Origin of the sequence: Sodalis sp. RH20 (assembly GCF_047324205.1) — a bacterium.
In the GTDB taxonomy this organism is placed as follows: Bacteria; Pseudomonadota; Gammaproteobacteria; order Enterobacterales; family Enterobacteriaceae; genus Acerihabitans.
In genome coordinates this window covers 5,294,134-5,312,250 of the sequence record NZ_CP178733.1, presented here as the reverse complement: position 1 = coordinate 5,312,250, position 18,117 = coordinate 5,294,134, and the positions used below count along the sequence as shown (strand labels likewise).

Annotated in this window: 20 protein-coding genes; 13 read left to right on the top strand and 7 right to left on the bottom strand. The window is 62.5% G+C overall.

The window, feature by feature from the left end; all coding sequences use genetic code 11:
• Positions 1-58: 58 nt before the first annotated feature.
• The 9 genes from ACL2XM_RS24070 to ACL2XM_RS24030 all read left to right on the top strand — a co-directional run bounded on the left by ACL2XM_RS24070 (position 59) and on the right by ACL2XM_RS24030 (position 8,758).
• Positions 59-757, top strand: coding sequence for a DsbA family protein (locus ACL2XM_RS24070; RefSeq protein ID WP_413733261.1), 699 nt, complete (start codon positions 59-61; stop codon positions 755-757).
• 204 nt (positions 758-961) lie between these two features.
• Positions 962-1,456: a RadC family protein gene (gene radC, locus ACL2XM_RS24065; RefSeq protein ID WP_413731759.1), complete on the top strand. Its 495-nt coding sequence runs from the start codon at positions 962-964 to the stop codon at positions 1,454-1,456.
• A gap of 126 nt (positions 1,457-1,582) precedes the next feature.
• A complete protein-coding gene (locus tag ACL2XM_RS24060) occupies positions 1,583-2,521 on the top strand; it encodes a chromate resistance protein ChrB domain-containing protein (RefSeq protein ID WP_413731758.1) in 939 nt (312 codons plus the stop codon).
• A complete protein-coding gene (chrA, locus tag ACL2XM_RS24055) occupies positions 2,518-3,879 on the top strand; it encodes a chromate efflux transporter (protein ID WP_413731756.1) in 1,362 nt (453 codons plus the stop codon). The genes ACL2XM_RS24060 and chrA overlap by 4 nt, the downstream gene beginning before the upstream one ends.
• Positions 3,880-4,142: 263 nt before the next feature.
• Positions 4,143-4,520: a TIGR03757 family integrating conjugative element protein gene (locus tag ACL2XM_RS24050; protein ID WP_413733260.1), complete on the top strand. Its 378-nt coding sequence runs from the start codon at positions 4,143-4,145 to the stop codon at positions 4,518-4,520.
• Positions 4,517-5,455 carry a TIGR03756 family integrating conjugative element protein gene (locus ACL2XM_RS24045; protein WP_413731754.1) on the top strand — a complete coding sequence of 313 codons (939 nt, stop codon included), beginning with the start codon at positions 4,517-4,519 and terminating at the stop codon, positions 5,453-5,455. The genes ACL2XM_RS24050 and ACL2XM_RS24045 overlap by 4 nt, the downstream gene beginning before the upstream one ends.
• A gap of 10 nt (positions 5,456-5,465) precedes the next feature.
• Positions 5,466-6,878, top strand: coding sequence for an integrating conjugative element protein (locus ACL2XM_RS24040; RefSeq protein WP_413731752.1), 1,413 nt, complete (start codon positions 5,466-5,468; stop codon positions 6,876-6,878).
• Positions 6,875-7,219, top strand: coding sequence for a hypothetical protein (locus ACL2XM_RS24035; RefSeq protein WP_413731751.1), 345 nt, complete (start codon positions 6,875-6,877; stop codon positions 7,217-7,219). The genes ACL2XM_RS24040 and ACL2XM_RS24035 overlap by 4 nt, the downstream gene beginning before the upstream one ends.
• A gap of 18 nt (positions 7,220-7,237) precedes the next feature.
• Complete coding sequence (locus tag ACL2XM_RS24030) at positions 7,238-8,758, top strand: conjugal transfer protein TraG N-terminal domain-containing protein (protein WP_413731750.1); 1,521 nt, start codon at positions 7,238-7,240, stop codon at positions 8,756-8,758.
• A gap of 31 nt (positions 8,759-8,789) precedes the next feature.
• Here the strand turns inward: ACL2XM_RS24030 and ACL2XM_RS24025 are convergent, their stop codons facing one another.
• From ACL2XM_RS24025 to ACL2XM_RS24015, 3 genes are read right to left on the bottom strand one after another with little or no spacing between them, the layout of a single operon-like run.
• Positions 8,790-9,149: a DUF3742 family protein gene (locus ACL2XM_RS24025; protein ID WP_413731749.1), complete on the bottom strand. Its 360-nt coding sequence runs from the start codon at positions 9,147-9,149 to the stop codon at positions 8,790-8,792.
• Positions 9,150-9,173: 24 nt separating this feature from the next.
• Positions 9,174-9,638: a type II toxin-antitoxin system YhaV family toxin gene (locus tag ACL2XM_RS24020; RefSeq protein ID WP_413733259.1), complete on the bottom strand. Its 465-nt coding sequence runs from the start codon at positions 9,636-9,638 to the stop codon at positions 9,174-9,176.
• On the bottom strand, positions 9,638-9,955 hold the full coding sequence (locus ACL2XM_RS24015; protein WP_413733258.1) for a type II toxin-antitoxin system PrlF family antitoxin: 318 nt from the start codon (positions 9,953-9,955) through the stop codon (positions 9,638-9,640). The genes ACL2XM_RS24020 and ACL2XM_RS24015 overlap by 1 nt, the downstream gene beginning before the upstream one ends.
• A gap of 352 nt (positions 9,956-10,307) precedes the next feature.
• Between ACL2XM_RS24015 and mobH the strand changes: the two genes are divergently transcribed.
• Complete coding sequence (mobH, locus tag ACL2XM_RS24010; protein WP_413731747.1) at positions 10,308-12,152, top strand: MobH family relaxase; 1,845 nt, start codon at positions 10,308-10,310, stop codon at positions 12,150-12,152.
• 18 nt (positions 12,153-12,170) lie between these two features.
• Here the strand turns inward: mobH and ACL2XM_RS24005 are convergent, their stop codons facing one another.
• Positions 12,171-12,476: a helix-turn-helix domain-containing protein gene (locus ACL2XM_RS24005; protein WP_413731745.1), complete on the bottom strand. Its 306-nt coding sequence runs from the start codon at positions 12,474-12,476 to the stop codon at positions 12,171-12,173.
• A 94-nt stretch (positions 12,477-12,570) separates the two neighbouring features.
• Between ACL2XM_RS24005 and ACL2XM_RS24000 the strand changes: the two genes are divergently transcribed.
• Positions 12,571-13,197: a substrate-binding domain-containing protein gene (locus tag ACL2XM_RS24000; RefSeq protein WP_413731744.1), complete on the top strand. Its 627-nt coding sequence runs from the start codon at positions 12,571-12,573 to the stop codon at positions 13,195-13,197.
• Positions 13,198-13,203: 6 nt separating this feature from the next.
• Here ACL2XM_RS24000 and ACL2XM_RS23995 read toward each other — a convergent pair whose 3' ends face one another.
• A complete protein-coding gene (locus ACL2XM_RS23995; RefSeq protein WP_413731742.1) occupies positions 13,204-14,472 on the bottom strand; it encodes a tyrosine-type recombinase/integrase in 1,269 nt (422 codons plus the stop codon).
• A 385-nt stretch (positions 14,473-14,857) separates the two neighbouring features.
• On the opposite strand from ACL2XM_RS23995, the gene ACL2XM_RS23990 reads away from it, so the two are divergent.
• Together ACL2XM_RS23990 and ACL2XM_RS23985 are read left to right on the top strand one after the other, a co-directional pair.
• Positions 14,858-16,633, top strand: coding sequence for an ABCB family ABC transporter ATP-binding protein/permease (locus ACL2XM_RS23990; protein ID WP_413729333.1), 1,776 nt, complete (start codon positions 14,858-14,860; stop codon positions 16,631-16,633).
• A gap of 241 nt (positions 16,634-16,874) precedes the next feature.
• The gene (locus ACL2XM_RS23985) at positions 16,875-17,258 is read left to right on the top strand and encodes a DUF427 domain-containing protein (RefSeq protein WP_413721566.1); all 384 of its coding nucleotides are present in this window, start codon (positions 16,875-16,877) and stop codon (positions 17,256-17,258) included.
• Between the two features lie 20 nt (positions 17,259-17,278).
• On the opposite strand, the gene ACL2XM_RS23980 is transcribed toward ACL2XM_RS23985, so the two are convergent.
• Together ACL2XM_RS23980 and ACL2XM_RS23975 are read right to left on the bottom strand one after the other, a co-directional pair.
• Positions 17,279-17,881 carry a putative adenosine monophosphate-protein transferase Fic gene (locus tag ACL2XM_RS23980; protein ID WP_410013253.1) on the bottom strand — a complete coding sequence of 201 codons (603 nt, stop codon included), beginning with the start codon at positions 17,879-17,881 and terminating at the stop codon, positions 17,279-17,281.
• The gene (locus tag ACL2XM_RS23975) at positions 17,871-18,038 is read right to left on the bottom strand and encodes a YhfG family protein (RefSeq protein WP_410013252.1); all 168 of its coding nucleotides are present in this window, start codon (positions 18,036-18,038) and stop codon (positions 17,871-17,873) included. The genes ACL2XM_RS23980 and ACL2XM_RS23975 overlap by 11 nt, the downstream gene beginning before the upstream one ends.
• Positions 18,039-18,117 lie beyond the last annotated feature (79 nt).

The window sequence follows — 18,117 nt, the reverse complement described above, 5'->3', positions numbered from 1 at the left end:
AAAAATCATGCGCATGTCGGACCAGCATTCGCACACGCTACGGCGCTACCTGGGGCCGATGCTGGCCGGGATCGCGGTGCTGCTCGTGCTGCTGGCCTGGTCGCTTGGACGCAGCCCGCACACTGACGATCCGGCGTCCGCCGAGGCTGCTGCGTCGGCAGGCCCGCCGTGGCGCTACGGCCGCATCGATGCGCGGTTCACCTTGATCGAGTACGCCGATCTGGAATGCCCGTACTGCCAAGCCTATTTCCCCGTGCTGAAGCGCTGGATCGACGCCAATCCCGAGGTGAACTGGCAATGGCATCATCTGCCGCTGCCGATGCACGAACCGGCCGCCACGCACTCGGCACGTCTGGCGGAATGCGCGGGAGAAGCCGGCGGGCAGGCGGCGTTCTGGAACACCGTCGCCTGGATTTACCAGCACACCCACGGCGGTGGCCGTGGACTGCCGCCCGGCATCCAGCCGCCCGTTACGACGCCCGAACTGCGCGAGTGCCTGACGAGCGCACGGCCCGACGCCGTGATCCGGGCACAGGCCGAGGAAGCCACGCTGGCCGGCATCAGCGCGACCCCGATGCTGCGCGTGATCGACAACCACACCGGCCGGGCACTGTTGCTGGCGGGCGCCGTCGAAGGCGACGCCTTGCTGTCGGCCGTCGATCTGCTGGCGTCATCGAGCGAAGAATCGACGATGACCGAAGCCCTGTCCGAGACCCCCGAGATGCCTGCTGACGACCTCAGCGACATGCCCAGGTAGCCGCGATCCTCAAGGCTACGGCGCGGTTCCGATCGCGTTGATCGATCCAGTTCGCTCCGCATCCCTCGCGCGAACGTCCATCGTGTTCGATGGAGGATGCCAATCATCCAAGCCCGATTTTCGGGCTTTCGTCATCACGTCCCACGGGGGTCTCACCCCCGACAGGGACGGGAGCCTCCGTTCATCCATCAAGGAGGCTATCCCATGAGTGCATCCAACAAGGTTGCCGATACCACAGCGCTCGCGCAGTACGCGAGCATTCAGGACGACCCGTTGATCCGCGAGGCCATCCGCCTGCTGGAGAAACGCATCTTCAAGCGCAGCGCCAAGCTGTCCGGTCCCGACGGTGCGCGAGATTACCTGCGCCTGAAACTCGCGAGCGAAGCGCTTGAAGTTTTCGCCGTCCTGTTCCTCGACACGAAGCATCACGTCATTGCCTACGAGCCAATGTTCCACGGCACCATCGACGGCGCCAGCGTGTATCCCCGAGCGGTTCTCAAACGCGCGATCGAGCACAACTGCTCGGCGGTCATATTGGCGCACAACCACCCCTCGGGTGCGACCAAACCGAGCTACTCCGACAAGGAGATCACGAGCCGTCTGCGATCGGTTCTGGAACTGGTGGATGTTCGCGTTCTGGACCATTTCATCGTCGGTAAAGGCAGACCCTTCTCCTTTGCGGAAGCCGGCTTGCTGTAGTCCTTGAGGCGTCCCATGGGGCGCCTTTTTTCTGCCCTCATGGAATCACCTGGAACACGAGTGCCTGAAAGCAACCCATCTACATTTTTGTAGAGATTAATTCATAAATGATTTAATCTCTACATCATGAAGATGATCACCCTGGTTCTGTCCTTGCCCACCGAGAACGCCACAGCCCGGCAGCGGGTCTGGCGTGCCCTCAAGGCATCCGGCGCCGCCGTGCTGCGCGATGGCGTCTACCTGATGCCGGAACGCGAAGACTGCCGTGCCACCCTGGATGGGCTGGCCGCAGAGGTGCGCGAGGGAGGAGGAAGCGCCCACGTACTGCACATCGAAGAACCGGAGGGCGCGAACTTCGTCGCTCTGTTCGATCGCGGCGATGATTTCACCGCCTTGCTTGCCGAGGTGGCGCGAGTACGGGAGGCGCTGACCACCGAGACCGTTCAGGACACGCTCAAGCAGGTGCGCAAGCTGCGCAAGGTCTTCGCCAATCTGGCCGAAATCGACTTCTTCCCTGGCGAAGCGCAGCGGCAGACGGATAGCGCCCTCCGTGAACTGGAGCTGGCCTGTGCGCGGGCCTTGTCCCCGGACGAACCGCAGGCAGTGGACGGCGTGATCGAGCGCCTGGACCTGTCCGACTATCAGGGCCGTACCTGGGCAACACGGCGCCGTCCGTGGGTAGATCGCTTGGCCAGCGCCTGGCTGATCCGCCGCTTCATCGACCCACAGGCGCGGATTCTCTGGCTGGACAGTCCTGGCGATTGCCCGCCCGACGCGCTGGGCTTTGACTTCGATGGCGCCACCTTCAGCCACGTCGGTGGCCGCGTCACCTTCGAGGTACTGGCAGCCAGTTTCGGACTGGAACAGGCCGCCATTGCGCGGCTCGGCCTGCTGGTGCATTGCCTCGATGTGGGTGGCATCCAGCCACCCGAAGCGGTCGGCATCGAGTGCGTGCTCGCCGGGCTGCGTGAAACCCTCACCCAAGACGATTCACTGCTGACTGCTGCATCCGCTGTCTTCGACGGGTTGCTCGCCAGCTTCGACAAAGGAGCAACCACAACGTGACAAAAAGTCTGACGGAGGACGTCGTACTGGCGGCTCCACCCCCGGTCGGTTTTTGGGAAGCCTTTCGCCTCTGGCTGAAACTCGGTTTCATCGGCTTCGGCGGCCCCGCCGGACAGATCGCCCTCATGCACCGGGAGCTGGTCGAGCAACGCCGATGGATCAGCGAACGGCGCTTCCTGCATGCGCTCAACTACTGCATGCTGCTGCCGGGTCCAGAGGCGCAGCAACTGGCCACCTACATGGGCTGGCTCATGCACCGCACCTGGGGAGGCATCGTGGCGGGCACCTTGTTCCTGCTGCCTGGGCTGGGCTTCCTGATTCTGCTGTCGTGGCTCTACATCGCCTACGGCGACACGGCGCTGGTGGCCGGGCTGTTTTACGGCATCAAGCCCGCCATCACGGCGGTTGTCGTGCAGGCCGTGCATCGCATCGGCTCGCGCGCGCTCAAGGGCGGCGTGATGTGGGCCATTGCCGCAGCGGCCTTCGTGGCCATCTTCGCGCTGAACGTGCCATTCCCGTATATCGTCGCTGCCGCCGCCCTGACCGGCTATATCGGCGGGCGCATCACACCGGACAAGTTCAGAACTGGTGGCGGCCATTCGTCTTCGGCAGATAAATCCTATGGCCCGGCGCTGATCGATGACGATACGCCAACGCCCGAACACGCCCGATTCCGCTGGACCGGCCTGCTGCGCGTGGCCATCGCTGGAGTTCTGCTGTGGTTGATTCCAATGGCACTGCTCACGGCGGGCTATGGCTGGAATCACACCCTGACGCAGATGGGCTGGTTTTTCACCAAGGCGGCCCTGCTGACCTTCGGTGGCGCCTATGCAGTGCTGCCCTACATCTATCAGGGCGCGGTCGGTCACTACGCCTGGCTGACCCCGACGCAGATGATCGACGGCCTGGCGCTGGGAGAGGCCAATCCGGGGCCGCTGATCATGGTGGTCGCCTTCGTGGCTTTCGTCGGAGCCTACGTGCAGGCACTGTTCGGCCCGGACATGCTGTTCGTCGCCGGTGCGGTCGCGGCGGCGCTGGTGACTTGGTTCACCTTCCTGCCGTCTTTCATTTTCATTCTAGCCGGTGGCCCGCTCGTGGAATCGACCCATGACAAGCTGCACTTCACGGCGCCGCTGACCGCGATCACGGCGGCGGTGGTCGGTGTGATCCTCAACCTGGCGGTGTTCTTCGCCTACCACGTGTTGTGGCCCGAGGGCCTGGCCGGACGCTTCGACTGGATGTCTGCGCTGATCGCGCTGGGAGCGGCAGTGGCACTGTTCCGCTTCAAACGCAGCGTCATCCAGGTCATCGCTGCCTGCGCTGTCGTGGGACTGATCCTGAGAACCTTGACCCTGTAAGGCCACCGCTCCAGGGTCGGGGCGGAAAGTTCAAGACTCCTATCAGTTCGGCGCCTTTGCTTTCCGCTCTCTGAGACCAAACCCGAATAAAAGGGGGCACGCAGCATCTCGCTTTGTTGATGGCAGGAATCCCGTCTATCGGTTCGACTACTTGTGAGTATCGACCCTACGGGAGCCATGCTATGTCCCCACACCTTCAACGCGCCGAAGCGCTGCATTGCCGGACTCGGCGCCGCTCGGCGAATGCCTCGTATGCGCTGGTCATGGCGTTGACCATGATGGCCCACGCCGCAGCGGCGGACGTCCGAGTGTTCACCGACCGGCATCACGCCATCGAGGCCCCCGCCGGTATCCACGTCGTCAAGCTGGACGCACCGGCCCGCATCGAAGCGGAGCTGGCCGTAAACCTCCCCGCCGATCCGGCACAGGCGGCCGTGATCGTCCGGCAGCGGTTGCAGGATGGCGGCACACCACTCCAACAACGCCTGGCTGATGCCTACCAGGGCGTGACCGACGCCTGGAGCCTGGGCATCACCAGGATTCCCGCCGTGGTGGTCGATCGGCGCTACGTCGTCTACGGCGAGACCAACGTGTCGCGCGCCCTCGCGCGCATCGAGGAATACCGGAGGACGCAACCATGAAGCTATCCCGCCGCGCATGGCGCACCTGCATGGCATCCGTCCTGCTGGGCACCGCCGCTTCCGCCTTCGCGCTCAACACCGCCACTATCACCGGCTCGGTGCTGTCGCCCGATTGCCTGTCGTATCGCGTGCAAGGCATTTGCTATTGGCTGTACTGCACGCTCACCGGCTGCACGGTGCGCACCTCGGTCAAGGTGCAGCACTACGTTCCCGATGCCGTCGTGTCGAGCTACTCGAACACCGGCGAGAACCCCTGGGTGGAAGTGCGGGCGATGAGCATGCCGAATCCCACCGCTCAAGGTGGCGGTGACGGCACGACGAACGAAGAGCACGAGAACAACCTCGCGAAGTTCAAGAACGCCGACGTGATCGGGCACCCAGGCGCTACCATCTTCAGCGAATTCGTCAGCCAGTTGGGTTACTCCTGCGCCGGTGCGGGCACGGCGTTCATGCCGTACCTGCTGAGCACGCTCGATACCGTGGCCTGGCGCTACAACATCCCCGAATCCGTCTATCCCGAGGCACTGATCCCTGGGATGCGCGAGATCGGCACGCGCACCGGCCTGAATCTCTGGGGCAACGTCTATCCGCGCGGTGGTTTCCTGCATCACGTGGACGACTACAAGGCGGCCGCCGTCGTCGCGCAGCGTGCCGGCGACATCGTGACCCGGCGCGGCCAGGTCCATGTCTATCAGCCGCTGCTTGCCAACGCGAGCGCGGGCTACTGGCCCGCAGGTGCCTTGGTGGAAAGCGATGCCTCCACGGGAAAGTGGCAGGAACTGACGCCTCGGCTGTCGTCCTCCTGCGCGGTCTTCCCGCACAACAACGTCCGCATCCAGGCGCAGCAAGGCGACTACGCCTGGGCACTGTGGCGCCCGTACTCCTGCTGCCAGCGGCGCGGACAGGTGTTCCTGGGCAGCACGGATTTCAATTGAGGTGCGGACCATGAAAATGCTCACGCTCTCACATCCCTTTGCCACGACGCGGCTGGCGCGCAGCATCCTGTTTGCCGGCGTCCTGGCCGCGATGAGCAACCCACTGTGGGCGCAGACCAGCATCAATGACTATGGTGTGCATCATCGCGGCAGCGTCATCGGCGATGACGTGCTGTATAGCATCGGCGGCGGCCGGGCGGTGTCGATGGGGCCAGTCGGCCAGATGCAGCACCTCGGTGTCGGCATCGGCTGGAACAGCAACTTGATCTGCGGCGACATGAGCATCACCACCACGCTGCAGAACCAGCTCAACGGCATCACCAACGGCTTCCAGACCATCATGAGCCAGGTGATCCAGAACGCCACGGCGGCCGTGGCGTCGCTGCCGGCGCTCATCATCCAGCGTGCTGACCCCGGTCTGTACAATTTGTTGACCAACGGCATCCTGCAAGCACGCCTCGATTTCGACCGCAGCAAGCTCACCTGCCGCGCGATCGCCAACCGCATGGCCGACGCAGCGGGCGGTCAGCTCGGTTGGGATCAGTTGGCCGAGGGCATGGCGCTCAAGCAGGCCGTGGCCAGCACCGACGCCGTATCGGCGATCGAACAGGCCGAGACCAGTCGCGGCAACGACGGCGTGCCCTGGGTCGGCGGCAGCAACGCCGGCGGTGCAGGACAAAACCCCATCCGCGTGGTCAGCGACGTGACCCGCGCCGGCTACAACCTGCTCAATGGCCGCGGCGCAACCGATACGTCGCCCATCGACGGCATCACCTGCGGCAATCGCCTGAGCTGCCAGACCTGGCCTTCTCCCGAAGCCGCCACCGAATGGGCGACCCGCGTGCTGGGCGAGCAGGAGCATCGGACCTGCGATGGCTGCCTCAAGACCCAGGCCACCGCCGGCGTCGGCCTGACGCCGCTGATCCAAGAAGAGTACGAGACCAGGCTGGAGGCGCTGCGGGATCTGGTGACGGGTGCCAGCGCGACCACGTTCGAGAACCTGGAAGCGGCTGGCAGCGCTTCACTGCCGATTACGCGCGGTGTCATCGAGGCGCTGCGCGACGAACCGGACCAGGATGTGCTCGCACGGCGCCTGGCCTCCGAGGTCGCGCTGTCCAGCGTGCTGGAGAAGGCTCTGCTGTTGCAGCGGACGCTGCTTGCCGGTCGCAAGGAACCCAACGTCGCTGCCAACCAGCTCGCCCAGGACGCCATCGCCCACGAAAGCAGCTTGCTGGAACAGGAGATCAATAACCTCAAGACCGAACTGGACCTGCGGCGCGAACTGGCGGCGAATTCGCCGATGGCGATCATCCAGCGGCACGGTACGCGCAGCGCCGGCTCGCGCGGCATCTACCAGGGCGACACCGAGCGCGATCGCCTCGACGCCATCCAGCGGCCGCAGAACCCCGGCAATCCGCCATGAGGATCGGACTGCCGAAGTGGCTGTTCAACCGGCAACTCGGACACACGCTGGGATGGATTGCGCTGATCGTGTTCGTCGCCGTGGCCGTCAACCTCGTCGGCATTCGCCTCGTCGGTGACGCGAACACCTGGCGCCGGTGGCTGGACGAGCATGCCGGTTACTTCCTCGTCTGGCGGTTGTGCCTGTATGGCGCCACGGCCTACGGGTGGCTATGGATGCGTCGCCGCCTCCGGGAGCGCGACACATCCCGCGAAGCGCATCAGCGCTTGCTGCGCGCGGAGGTCGGCGCCGTCGCCACCATCGTGCTGCTCGAAATCAGCGTGCTGCTGCGACAACCGTAGCAATGCGGGACGACGATCATGACCCTCTACACCACGGACTATCTTGAGTATTACCTGACACTGGTTGCCTGGATCATCAACAACGGCATCTGGAACGTATTGGTCGCGACGGGCATCTTCGCGTTGCCGTTTCTCGCCATCGTCGTACAGGAATGGCTCAAGGCTCGGGCGGAAGGCGCAGACGAAGGGAACAAGGGCGTGCTCTCATCCATGCGCATCGAGAACCGTGTATGGGTGGCGATCGTGGTCATCATGTTCGTCGGCATTCCTGTCATTCCGGTCGACCTGAGCACGATCCAGTTCGACCGCACGCGCTCGACGCAGTGCCAGGTCAACGTACCGCTGCCATCAGAGACCAATTGGTCGGCGTCGTTCACGACGCTCAACAACCAGAGCGCCCATGTGCCGGTCTGGTGGTTCTTCATGCACTCGCTGTCCAAGGCCGTCACCGGCGCCGCCGTTGCGGCGATCCCCTGCGGCACGGACCTGCGGCAGATGCGCATGGAGATCGACAGCACGCGCATCGCCGACCCGGTGCTGGCCCAGGAAGTCGCCGACTTCACGCACGACTGCTACGGCCCGGCCCGCGCCAAGCTGTTCATGAGCCGGCCGACGCTCAGCGACGAGCAGATGAACGACGTGACCTGGATCGGTTCGCGCTTCTTCCTGGACACGGCCGGCTTCTACGACACGTATCGCTCGCGCGCACCACGCGACGCCTGGCCCTATGACGATGCGCGCGACGCCGGCCTCGCCGAAGTATCTAGCGGCGGCGGTTATCCGAGTTGTCGGCAATGGTGGATGGACAGCGGCGACGGACTGCGTGACCGGCTGCTGGCCCAGGTCGATCCGAGCCTGCTGTCCCGGCTCGGCCAGTGGGCCGGTTTCCTGAGCCAGACCCAGGCCGATGACTCTGTGATCCGCGCCATTGCCTCGCCACGGCACCAGGTCATGAACCAGGGGCACGTCTACACCGACTACGGTGGGCAGATCGGCATGACGCTGCCCAACATCGCGACCCGCGCCGTGTCGGACTTGGGGCTGACGGTAGGATCGATCGGGATGTTTCCGGCCATGGACGTGGTGCGCCAGGCGCTGCCCATGATCCTGTCGTTCCTGAAGATGGCGATGGTCATCTGCATTCCGCTGGTGCTGATCTTCGGCACCTACGATTTGCGGACTGTGGTCACGGTGACCGCCGTGCAGTTCGCGCTGTTCTTCGTCGATTTCTGGTTCCAGCTCGCCCGCTGGATAGACAGCACGATCCTCAACGCGCTCTACGGCTGGCATTCCCCGCACAGCAATTTCAATCCGCTGATGGGGTTGAACAACGCCTTCGGCGATATGTTGCTTAACTTCGTGATGGCGATGATGTTCATCATCCTGCCCGGATTTTGGGTAATCGCCTTGACTTGGGCAGGAATCAAAACGGGCGGTATTGTTGGCGGACTGGCCACCGGCTCCATGGATGCGAAGTCGGCCGGTGGTAGCGGCTCACGTATCGCGATGGCGGCTGCAACTAAGGGAGCCGCGAAGTAGAAGGAGCGTGCTGGTGCGAAGTGCGGGAGCGCTACGGATCGTCTGGATCACCCATGTCGATCCGCAAGTCATCTTTGTTGTACCAGCCAATGCCCGAGTGGCCATCTCTGAGTTCAGGCTGTTTTTCTTCATCCAGGTCGGCGTTGCGCACAAGCCAGGCTGCGATCAGCGCGAACGCGAGCAGCAAGGCCAGCCAGAACGCCGCGTACAGCAGCACGCCGAACACGACGAGCTTCACGATCCAGAACAGCAGCCGTGCTCCGCCAGCCGGCAGCCCCTTGCCCGCCAGCCACTGGGTGGCACGTGCCTCCCACCGTGCAAGGCCACGCCACGCACGGCCGAGCCATCTGCCGGCGCGCTCTGCTTTCGTGGTACGGGGCGTTGCGTTCATTGCTGTTACCTCTATGCGGAGGACTTATCGCTTCTCCTGTGTAGACCAATCAGACCGGCTCGCGGCAACCAGGCTGTCCCAATCGTCCGGCGGATTCCCTCGTTCGAGCATCTTCTCGAACATCGCGTAGGGATCGGACTTGCTGCCCGCCGCCCGCAGCGTCTGCTCATCGTTGACCCAGGCGAACACGATGGTCTTGGCCTTGGAGTCGTAGCGAAAGAACAGGCGGAACCGCCGTCCGACCTTCGCTCGTCGCCAATGCCGATAGTCTGGCCCCAGGGTATTGCCCTGGCGGTATTCGTCCCGTGCCGGATCGCTCGGCACCGTCTCCAGGATCAACTGGCTCAACGCACGAAACAGCTTGACGTTGGCGTTGCGCTCGAAGCCTCTCGGATCGTTGCGCTCGGCGCGTGCGGCCGCCGCGTGCAGCTTCTGAAGCTGCTCCACGATGCACTCATGGAACAGCAGCACCCATCCGTGACGCTGCATCAAAGCGCCACTTCTCCCTCGATGTTTTCATCGAGGTCTGAGACGTGGCCCACGTTGGCGAGCATGGCCTGGGCGAGTTCCGCCGGCAGCGCTCCGACATTCCTTCCGCTGCGGATGTCCGCTTCCAGCAGGCCCAGGAACGCACTGATCGCCGGATCTTCGTGCTCGGCCTCGGCGCGGGTGACGACGACTTCGCCGCCGCGCAGCTCGAAGGCCACCTTGCCGCCAGTGGTCACACCCAGCGCCTGCCGGATGGACTTGGGCAACGTGATCTGTCCCTTGGACGTGAGTGTGGCAAGTTCGTGGATGCCGGGCATGGTCGGGCTCCTGTCTTTGACCTTCATGCCTGCATGGTAAGGAATTTTCCTTACCTTGTCAATCCATGCACCCTCGGGTGCGCCGTGTCGCTGTACGCCCATGATCTGTCCGGCCTGCTGGGGAAAGGGCCATCGTATCCAGGGCACAGGCGGCCTTCCGCCTTCAATGCGGCACGGGCCAGAACCCGTTTGTCTGTGGCTGGAAGCCCACGGGTTGCCCTATATCCAAAGGCTCACTAAGGGCCAAAGGGCTGCGAAGGGGCAATGGAATGGGTGCAAGGGGAAAGGCTCTACCCGAAAAACCCGAAAAGGCCAAAAGGCTCCCCTGCCGGTCCGTCATCCGGGTTACGCCATGCTCTCGCTGTTCCAGCGCAAAAGAGTGCCGCCAGCCGCCGGCACATCGTCCATCGGGACGTCCAAAGGGCTGACGCGGCCGGAATCGGCCGCGTCATTGCTGGCGACGCCGCGCCGGCAAAAACTGCTGGAGCACATCTGGCAGCGGACCTCGCTGTCGCGCCGGCAGTTCGCCTCGCTGTACTTGGCACCCCTGGAACGCTACGCCGAACTGGTGCAGCAGTTCCCCGCCTCCGAGAGCCATCATCACGCTTATCCGGGGGGCATGCTCGACCATGGCCTGGAGATCGTCGCCTATGCGCTCAAACTGCGGCAGTCGCATCTGCTGCCCGCCGGCGTCACGCCGGAAGCGCAGGCGGCCCAGGCCGAAGCCTGGACCGCAGGCACCGCCTACGCGGCCCTGCTGCACGACATCGGCAAGATCGCCGTCGATCTACATGTCGAATATGCCGACGGCACTCTCTGGCATCCCTGGCATGGCCCATTGCAGCGGCCGTATCGCTTTCGCTACCGCAAGGACCGCGAGTATCGGCTGCACGGTGCCGCCACCGGACTGCTGTACACCCGGCTGCTGGACCGTGAGATTCTCGACTGGCTCAGCAGCTTCACCGACCTGTGGACTTCACTGCTGTACGTCTTGGCCGGCCAGTATGAGCATGCCGGCACGCTTGGCGAGTTGGTCGTGCAGGCCGACCAGGCTTCGGTCGCCCACGAACTCGGCGGCGACCCGAACAAGGCGCTGACCGCACCCAAACACGCGCTGCAACGCAAGCTGCTTGACGGCTTGCGCTATCTGCTCAAGGAGGAGTTCAAGCTGAACCAGCCCCAGGCATCGGACGGCTGGCTGACTCAGGACGCACTCTGGCTGGTGAGCAAGACTGTCTCCGACAAGCTGCGCGCACATCTACTGTCCCAGGGGATCGATGGCATCCCGGCCAGCAACACGGCAGTGTTCAACGTGCTGCAGGACCACGGCATCGCCCTGGCCACGCCGGACGGCAAGGCGATCTGGAAAGCTACGATCACGAGCGATGCCGGCTGGTCGCATAGCTTCACCTTCCTGAAACTGTCCCCGGCGATGATCTGGGAAGCAGCCGACCGCCCGGCGGCCTTCGCAGGCACCGTGCAGGTGGAGTCGGAAGAATCGGCAGCGCACGCACCAGCATCCGAGGCCATCGACGTGGAAAGAGGGGAATCCGTCCTGGCGGCCACCAAACCCGCCGCACCAGCGTCTGCGGACAGCAGCGTCGAGGAACTGCTGGAGTTGCTCGATTCGTCTCCCGCATCCACCGCCCCGGCTACACCGCTTCAACCTCTCGCGGAACCCGAACCCGCATCGTTGCCGGACGACAGACCTGCCGACGCCACGCCGGTCCAAGCGGTACACCAAAGCGGCGCCGATCCATCCGGTGCTCATTTCCTCGCATGGCTGCATCAGGGCATCCAGACCCGCAAGCTCATCATCAACGACGCCAAGGCACTGGTGCATACCGTGGCCGGCACGGCGTATCTCGTCAGTCCCGGTGTGTTTCAGCGCTACGCGCAGGAACACCCGCAGATCAGCCGGCTGGCCAAGCAGGACAAGTTGCCGGAATGGCAGTGGGCGCAGAAAAAGTTCGAGAAGCTGGGCCTGCACCGCAAGCAGGCCAGCGGGCTGAACATCTGGAACTGCGAAGTGACGGGGCCGCGCAAGTCCAGGCGGCTGCACGGATACCTCCTGACCAGCGCCGATTCGCTGTTCCAGGAAACACCCCCGGACAATCCCTACCTGCGCCTCGCCAACACCGAGGCACAGCGCGACGACTCGGCGCTTCAGGCCAAGAACGATGGCGAACAGGAATAGGAGGCGATGACCGCGCCCTCAGTTGCCGCGTTGCGGCGGGTCGAGTTCGGCCAGCTTGGCTTCCATCGCGGCCATCAAGTGGGCAGAGCTGCATTTCAGGGCGCGGGCGATCTTGAGGATCAGGGGAAGCGTGGGTACGTGCTCGCCCCGTTCGATCTTGCCCATGTGCGACCGCTCGATCCCGGCCAGGTGGGCCAGCGTTTCCTGGGCAACCCCCTGGTTCGTTCTTTCCTCCCGCACCACTGCCCCAAACGCGATCGCTGGTTCCGCTTCGTATGTAGTTGTCCCGGCTGGTCGGCCGCGTTGAATCGATCGCTTTTGCATTGCCAAAAGCGTCGATCAGCGCCACGATATAAACCACGTTAAACTTAACTCATTCGATTAAGTTTCCATGCTTTAGCGCCTTCGGAAGTTGCACGTGAGATCGATCGACGTCTCCACTGAAATCCGTCTGGCAGTCCTCGGCGATTGGGTTCCTCCCCAACTCGCCGACGTGCTCGCCATACAGCGCGCCGAAGAACCGGAAACCATAGCCGTTCTGATCGGCACAGCGGCCACCGGACAACAACAGGAACGACCTGACGACAGCTTCGACTTCGCGTTGTCCGCCGCACATCAGGAGTGGCCAGGTTGGGTTTGCGAACCGCTGTGGCACGACACCCTGGCCGTCGCCGTGGCAAAGCGATCCCACTTGCTGGCCTACCACGAAGTACCCTGCCAAGAAGCGCTCAAGCAGCCGCTGATCTATGCACGATCAACGGACGAAGCATCTTGGCGCACGGCCGCACAGAGCGCATTCGAGAACGAACTGTGGGACCGAGAAGAAGCCGTCAGTACATTCGAGGTCGCCATGACAATGGTCGCAGCGGGGTACGGAATTGCTGTGGCCCCATCCAAGAGACTTGCCGGGTATCAATGCCAGGGCATCGCTCTGCGGCCGTTGGCGAGCGCACCGATGATCGTGACCGCCTACCTGATTCGACCTGATGCTTCCCTGACGGCGCCTCAAGAGAGCTTTCTTCGACGCGCCCGCTCAATGTCTTGAGCAGCCTCACTCCCGCTCAATGACCTTCAGCAAAGCCCGGCGTCGCCTCGACAGCGGCCCGAAGGTTTCCATGACCTCGTTCATCGAATCGCCACGGGCCAGCGCATCGAGGATGTCCGCCCAATCCTGCATGATGATCTTCCGCGATGAGATGTACTTGGTATGGTCGTAGGGTGCGCGCGACGAATCCTTCTTCCGCTTCGAGTGCGCCAGTTGCAGGTCAACCCGGTTCTCGGGGTAGCTCAACAAGCCGAGCAACGTGGTCGCTGTTGAGCGAAAGCCGTGCGAAGAAAACTGCCCACCGTAGCCCATACGCTCCAACACCTTGTTGAGCGTCGTAGCCGACATCACCGTTCCCGGCTTCCGAAAGCCGGGAAACAGCACCTTACCTCCGCCTGTCAGCGTGTGCAGTTCTTTCAGCAGCACGATGGCCTGCTTCGAGAGCGGAACGATGTGAGGATCGCGCATCTTCATGCGCCCCGCAGGAACCGTCCACATCGCACTGTCCAGATCGAACTCGGACCAGTGCGCCTTGCGCAGTTCGGCCGTGCGGACGTAAGTGAGGGCCATCAGTCGCAGTGCAATGACAGTGACCCGGTAACCTGCATCATCCACACGACTCAAGAACTTCGGGATCTCTTGCCACGGTAGCGGTGGATGGTGTCGAACTCGGGGGCGCTTGACCGACCGTTTCAGCAGCGCCGTCGGATCGCTGTCGCAAAGCTCTTCACCCGCCGCGTATGCGAAGAGTTGGCTGCATAGTTGTCTGATCAGGATCGCAACGGTAGGGGCGCCGCGCTCCGCAACATCCTTAATGACGGGGCGCAAGTGAGCAGTCCGGATTGAGCTGACCGGCAGCTTGCCCACTTTGGGAAAAACATCGTTCTCCAAAGTGCGCTTGACTTGATCGGCGTAGCCCTCGCTCCACTGCACGTTGCTCGCCATCCATCTGCGAGCCACTGGCTCAAAGGTGTTCTCGTTCTTTTCAAGCTGAGTGGAGATGTTGACTCTCTTCTCCACCACGGGGTGTACGCCCTTCTTGACGAGTTCCCGCGCGCGATCCCGCTCGGTCCGCGCCGCCTCCAGTGAGACCTGGGGGTACTTGCCGATCGCGTAGATGGCAGGCTTTCCGCCAAGCCGATAGCGGTAGCGCCACAACTTGCTTCCGCTAGGCGTGACGTACAGAAATAGACTGCCCCCGTCCTTGAGCCAGTACGGTTCTTTTTGGGAAGGAATGGTCTCGACCTTCCTGGCCGAGAGCAGGTTCATGGCCATGTGTGTATATCACCTCTCTTGAGGCCCTATATACACAGAAATATACACACTTGCAGCAGATTGGTCTAGCCTTCACCAGACCATCAAGGAAGTCACATCAATACAAATCAACAACTTACACCTTCTCCATGGAACACGGTGGAGCTTGATGGATGCTAATCGTAGTTGTCGATAAGCAGCAACATCGCCGGTATATCCTACTGGTAAATAGATTTTTATTGAATAACAACAGGATGCATTTTAGATAGCGGCCCGTGCCCCGCAAGCTACACAGGATAGCGTCCTTTGCCTGGACAGGAGATCAGGACCTGTGTGATATTCACCCGACGCCCGCCCGCAGGCTACCGGCCATATTGTCATATCGTCAGGGATAAAAAAACAACGCATGTACCGTTATAAGCCGCTGAAAATACTGCTGCCTTACCTGTGGCCCAAGAATAACCCTAAGCTGCGCTACTATCTGGTGGCGGCGCTGCTGTTTATGATCGTGGCCAAGGTCGGCACGTCGCTGGTGCCGCTGGCCTATAAAGCCATCGTCGACCGGCTGGGCGGCGACCAGGCGCGGCTGCTGGCCGTGCCCATCGGGCTTATCCTCGCCTACGGCCTGGCGCGGGTCTGCGCATCGTTATTTGATGAACTGCGCAACGTGATGTTTATCTATGTCAGCCAAAACGCCACCCGGCTGCTGGGCCTGCGCGTTTTCCGCCAGCTGCATGCCCTAAGCCTGCGTTTTCATCTGGAACGGCGCACCGGCGGGTTGTCCCTGTCCATCGAGCGGGGAACCCAGGCGGTCTCGACGGTGCTGTCGCGCGTACTGTTCTCCATCGTGCCCATCTTATTTGAAATCAGCCTGGTGGCGGCCATTATGTGGCGGCTGCTGAACATCTGGTTCGCGGTGGCGATTATGGCCACCGTCGGCGCGTATATCCTGTTTACCATTACGGCGGTGGGATGGCGTACCCGCTTTCGCCGCGAATTAAACCAGGCCAATGCCGACGCCAGTAATAAATCCCTCGACAGCCTGCTTAATTACGAGACCGTGAAATATTTCGGCAATGAGGCGTTCGAGTGCCAGCGCTTTGACAGCTCGCGTCGGCTGTATGAGCGCGCCGCCATTAAAAACCAATTCAGCTTTACGGTGCTGAGCATTGGCCAGACGGCGGTGATTTCCGTCGGTTTGGTCACGATGATGGCCATGGCGGCGCGCGGCATTACCCAGGGCACCATGACCCTGGGCGACTTTGTACTGGTTAACGCTTATCTGCTGCAGTTGTATCAGCCGCTGAATTTTTTTGGTTTTATTTATGCGGAAATACGCCAGGCGCTGATCGATATGGATAATATGTTTGATCTGCTCACGCTGGAAAGAGAAATTGAAGATCGCCCTGGCGCCGCGCCGCTGCGCGTTACCCGTGGGGAAGTGGCGTTCAACGCCGTCGGTTTCGGATATGACGCGCGCCGCCCCATCCTGGGCAATATCACATTTACCATTCCGGCGGGGAAAACCGTGGCGGTGGTCGGCGCGTCGGGCGCGGGCAAATCCACGCTGTCGCGCCTGCTGTTTCGTTTTTATGATGTCGATGCCGGCGCCATCACCGTGGACGGGCAGGATATCCGCGACGTTACCCAGGCGAGCCTGCACCGTGCCATCGGCATCGTGCCGCAGGATACCGTGCTGTTTAACGATACCCTGCGCTATAACATCGGCTATGGCAATACCGACGCCACGTTTGCCGAAATCGAGCGGGCCGCCAGGCTGGCGCATATCCATGATTTTATTGTCAGCCTGCCCGACGGCTACGAGACCCGCGTCGGCGAACGGGGCCTAAAACTGTCCGGCGGTGAAAAGCAGCGGGTGGCCATCGCCCGCACGGTGCTGAAAAATCCCGCCATCCTGGTCTACGACGAAGCCACCAGCGCACTTGATACCCAGACCGAACGCGAGATCCAAACGCATCTGCGCGAGGTCAGCCGCGATCATACCACCCTTATCATCGCCCACCGGCTGTCCACTATCATCGATGCCGATGAGATTCTCGTGCTGGAGGACGGCGCCATCGCCGAGCGCGGACGCCATGGCGAGCTGCTGGCGCAAAACGGCCGCTACGCGGCGATGTGGCAGCATCAGCGCCGCGAGGAACAGGATCAACAGACGGCGTAAACAACGCCTTCGGGGCGGCAGCGCGGCTTCACGTGGCTTGCGTGCATCCTGCCGGTGGCCGAGGCCGCAGCCTGCTTGCCGGGAGAGTAAAGGCTAGGGAGCACTGGCGGTAACACGCCGCACGCGCAAAGGCGTAGGCTGCGATAGTACGCCATGGCCGGTCACAGGCCGGATACCCCCGCCGCGGTTTATTGCGGCGGGTCCCCCGGACGTCACGATAACGCACCGAGGTAATACCGTTATGAATACCAAACCCGTTAAAATACCAGGTCCCGATCATCCGATCACCATCGAGCCCAACCCGCAGCGCATCGTGGTGTCCGTCGGCGGCCATACCGTCGCCGACAGCCGAAAGTCGCTGACCCTGCGCGAAGCGGACTATCCGCCGGTGCATTATATCCCGCGCGCCGATGTGGACATGACGCTGCTGGAAAGGACCGACCATGCCACCTATTGCCCGTATAAAGGCGATTGCGCGTACTACAGCATAACGCCGGGCGGACTGCGCTCGCGCAATGCCGTATGGAGCTACGAATCGCCCCATGAGGCCGTCACCGCCATTAAGGATTACGTGGCGTTTTATCCCGATCGCGTCGACAGCATCGACCTGCGTCCCGGCGGATAATCAACGCGGCGCCGGCAGGCTTAATCGGGCTCGCCCGGTTCGGCGACCACGCGGGCAAACAGGGCGGCCAGGGGTCCCGTGTCGCCAAAGGCGCCGGCTTCATTGGCCGCCAGCCACTCCTCCCGTTCGATGGGCCGCCAGCGCACGTCGTAACCGGCATGGATAATCAACTGCTCAAAGAAGACCCGCTGCGCCCGTCCGTTGCCTTCCCGGAACGGGTGCAGCATATTGATATCGGCATAATATTGCGCCAGGCGCGGCACGATTGCGTCCAGGGACAACCCGCGCAGATAGTCTTCATCCTCCAAACGCTGCATCACCGCGTTGCCCTCCTTTTCCAGGTAGGCAAAATGGCAATAGCGGGTTTCATTTTGATAGATATCCACCGTGCGCAACTGCCCGGCCCAGTCGTAAACATCCTGGAACAACTGGCGATGCAGGGCGCATAGCCAGGGCAGTCCCCTCTTTGGCGGCCCCAGTTCTATCGTCGCGGCGCGCAGCCCGGTTAGCGCCAGTTCGGCCTCGCGCAGGCCGGCGGACTCATGAATATTAAGCCGGTTGGCCAATACCGGGAGGCCGGGATAAAAATAGGGATCGCGTCCGTCGCCGAATTTATCGTTCATAGTGCCTCCTGAGCTCGTCAATGCGCAGCAAGGCCTCTTGCGCCGTCAGGGTAACCGGTTCGGCGGTAAAACCTTCGAGGCGGTTGCTGGCGTGGAAATTCTCATTGCGGCGTTGCTGGAACAACCTGGCTTTTTGTTTTTCAGTCATTTTTTTCATGTCATGCCTCCTGGCTGCGACCTTGAGGTAATAACATGAAGTATAACCGGCATTGGCGGGTTCGCCGGGAAGCGAGGCG

Bases quoted from the DNA above. Each gene is read 5' to 3' on its own strand.
- ACL2XM_RS24070 (WP_413733261.1), top strand. From the start codon at position 59: ATGCTGGCCGGGATCGCGGTGCTGCTCGTGCTGCTGGCCTGGTCGCTT.
- radC (WP_413731759.1), top strand. From the start codon at position 962: ATGAGTGCATCCAACAAGGTTGCCGATACCACAGCGCTCGCGCAGTAC.
- ACL2XM_RS24060 (WP_413731758.1), top strand. From the start codon at position 1,583: ATGAAGATGATCACCCTGGTTCTGTCCTTGCCCACCGAGAACGCCACA.
- ACL2XM_RS24050 (WP_413733260.1), top strand. From the start codon at position 4,143: ATGGCGTTGACCATGATGGCCCACGCCGCAGCGGCGGACGTCCGAGTG.
- ACL2XM_RS24045 (WP_413731754.1), top strand. From the start codon at position 4,517: ATGAAGCTATCCCGCCGCGCATGGCGCACCTGCATGGCATCCGTCCTG.
- ACL2XM_RS24040 (WP_413731752.1), top strand. From the start codon at position 5,466: ATGAAAATGCTCACGCTCTCACATCCCTTTGCCACGACGCGGCTGGCG.
- ACL2XM_RS24035 (WP_413731751.1), top strand. From the start codon at position 6,875: ATGAGGATCGGACTGCCGAAGTGGCTGTTCAACCGGCAACTCGGACAC.
- ACL2XM_RS24030 (WP_413731750.1), top strand. From the start codon at position 7,238: ATGACCCTCTACACCACGGACTATCTTGAGTATTACCTGACACTGGTT.
- ACL2XM_RS24025 (WP_413731749.1), bottom strand. From the start codon at position 9,149: ATGAACGCAACGCCCCGTACCACGAAAGCAGAGCGCGCCGGCAGATGG.
- ACL2XM_RS24020 (WP_413733259.1), bottom strand. From the start codon at position 9,638: ATGCAGCGTCACGGATGGGTGCTGCTGTTCCATGAGTGCATCGTGGAG.
- ACL2XM_RS24015 (WP_413733258.1), bottom strand. From the start codon at position 9,955: ATGCCCGGCATCCACGAACTTGCCACACTCACGTCCAAGGGACAGATC.
- mobH (WP_413731747.1), top strand. From the start codon at position 10,308: ATGCTCTCGCTGTTCCAGCGCAAAAGAGTGCCGCCAGCCGCCGGCACA.
- ACL2XM_RS24005 (WP_413731745.1), bottom strand. From the start codon at position 12,476: ATGCAAAAGCGATCGATTCAACGCGGCCGACCAGCCGGGACAACTACA.
- ACL2XM_RS23995 (WP_413731742.1), bottom strand. From the start codon at position 14,472: ATGGCCATGAACCTGCTCTCGGCCAGGAAGGTCGAGACCATTCCTTCC.
- ACL2XM_RS23990 (WP_413729333.1), top strand. From the start codon at position 14,858: ATGTACCGTTATAAGCCGCTGAAAATACTGCTGCCTTACCTGTGGCCC.
- ACL2XM_RS23985 (WP_413721566.1), top strand. From the start codon at position 16,875: ATGAATACCAAACCCGTTAAAATACCAGGTCCCGATCATCCGATCACC.
- ACL2XM_RS23980 (WP_410013253.1), bottom strand. From the start codon at position 17,881: ATGAACGATAAATTCGGCGACGGACGCGATCCCTATTTTTATCCCGGC.
- ACL2XM_RS23975 (WP_410013252.1), bottom strand. From the start codon at position 18,038: ATGAAAAAAATGACTGAAAAACAAAAAGCCAGGTTGTTCCAGCAACGC.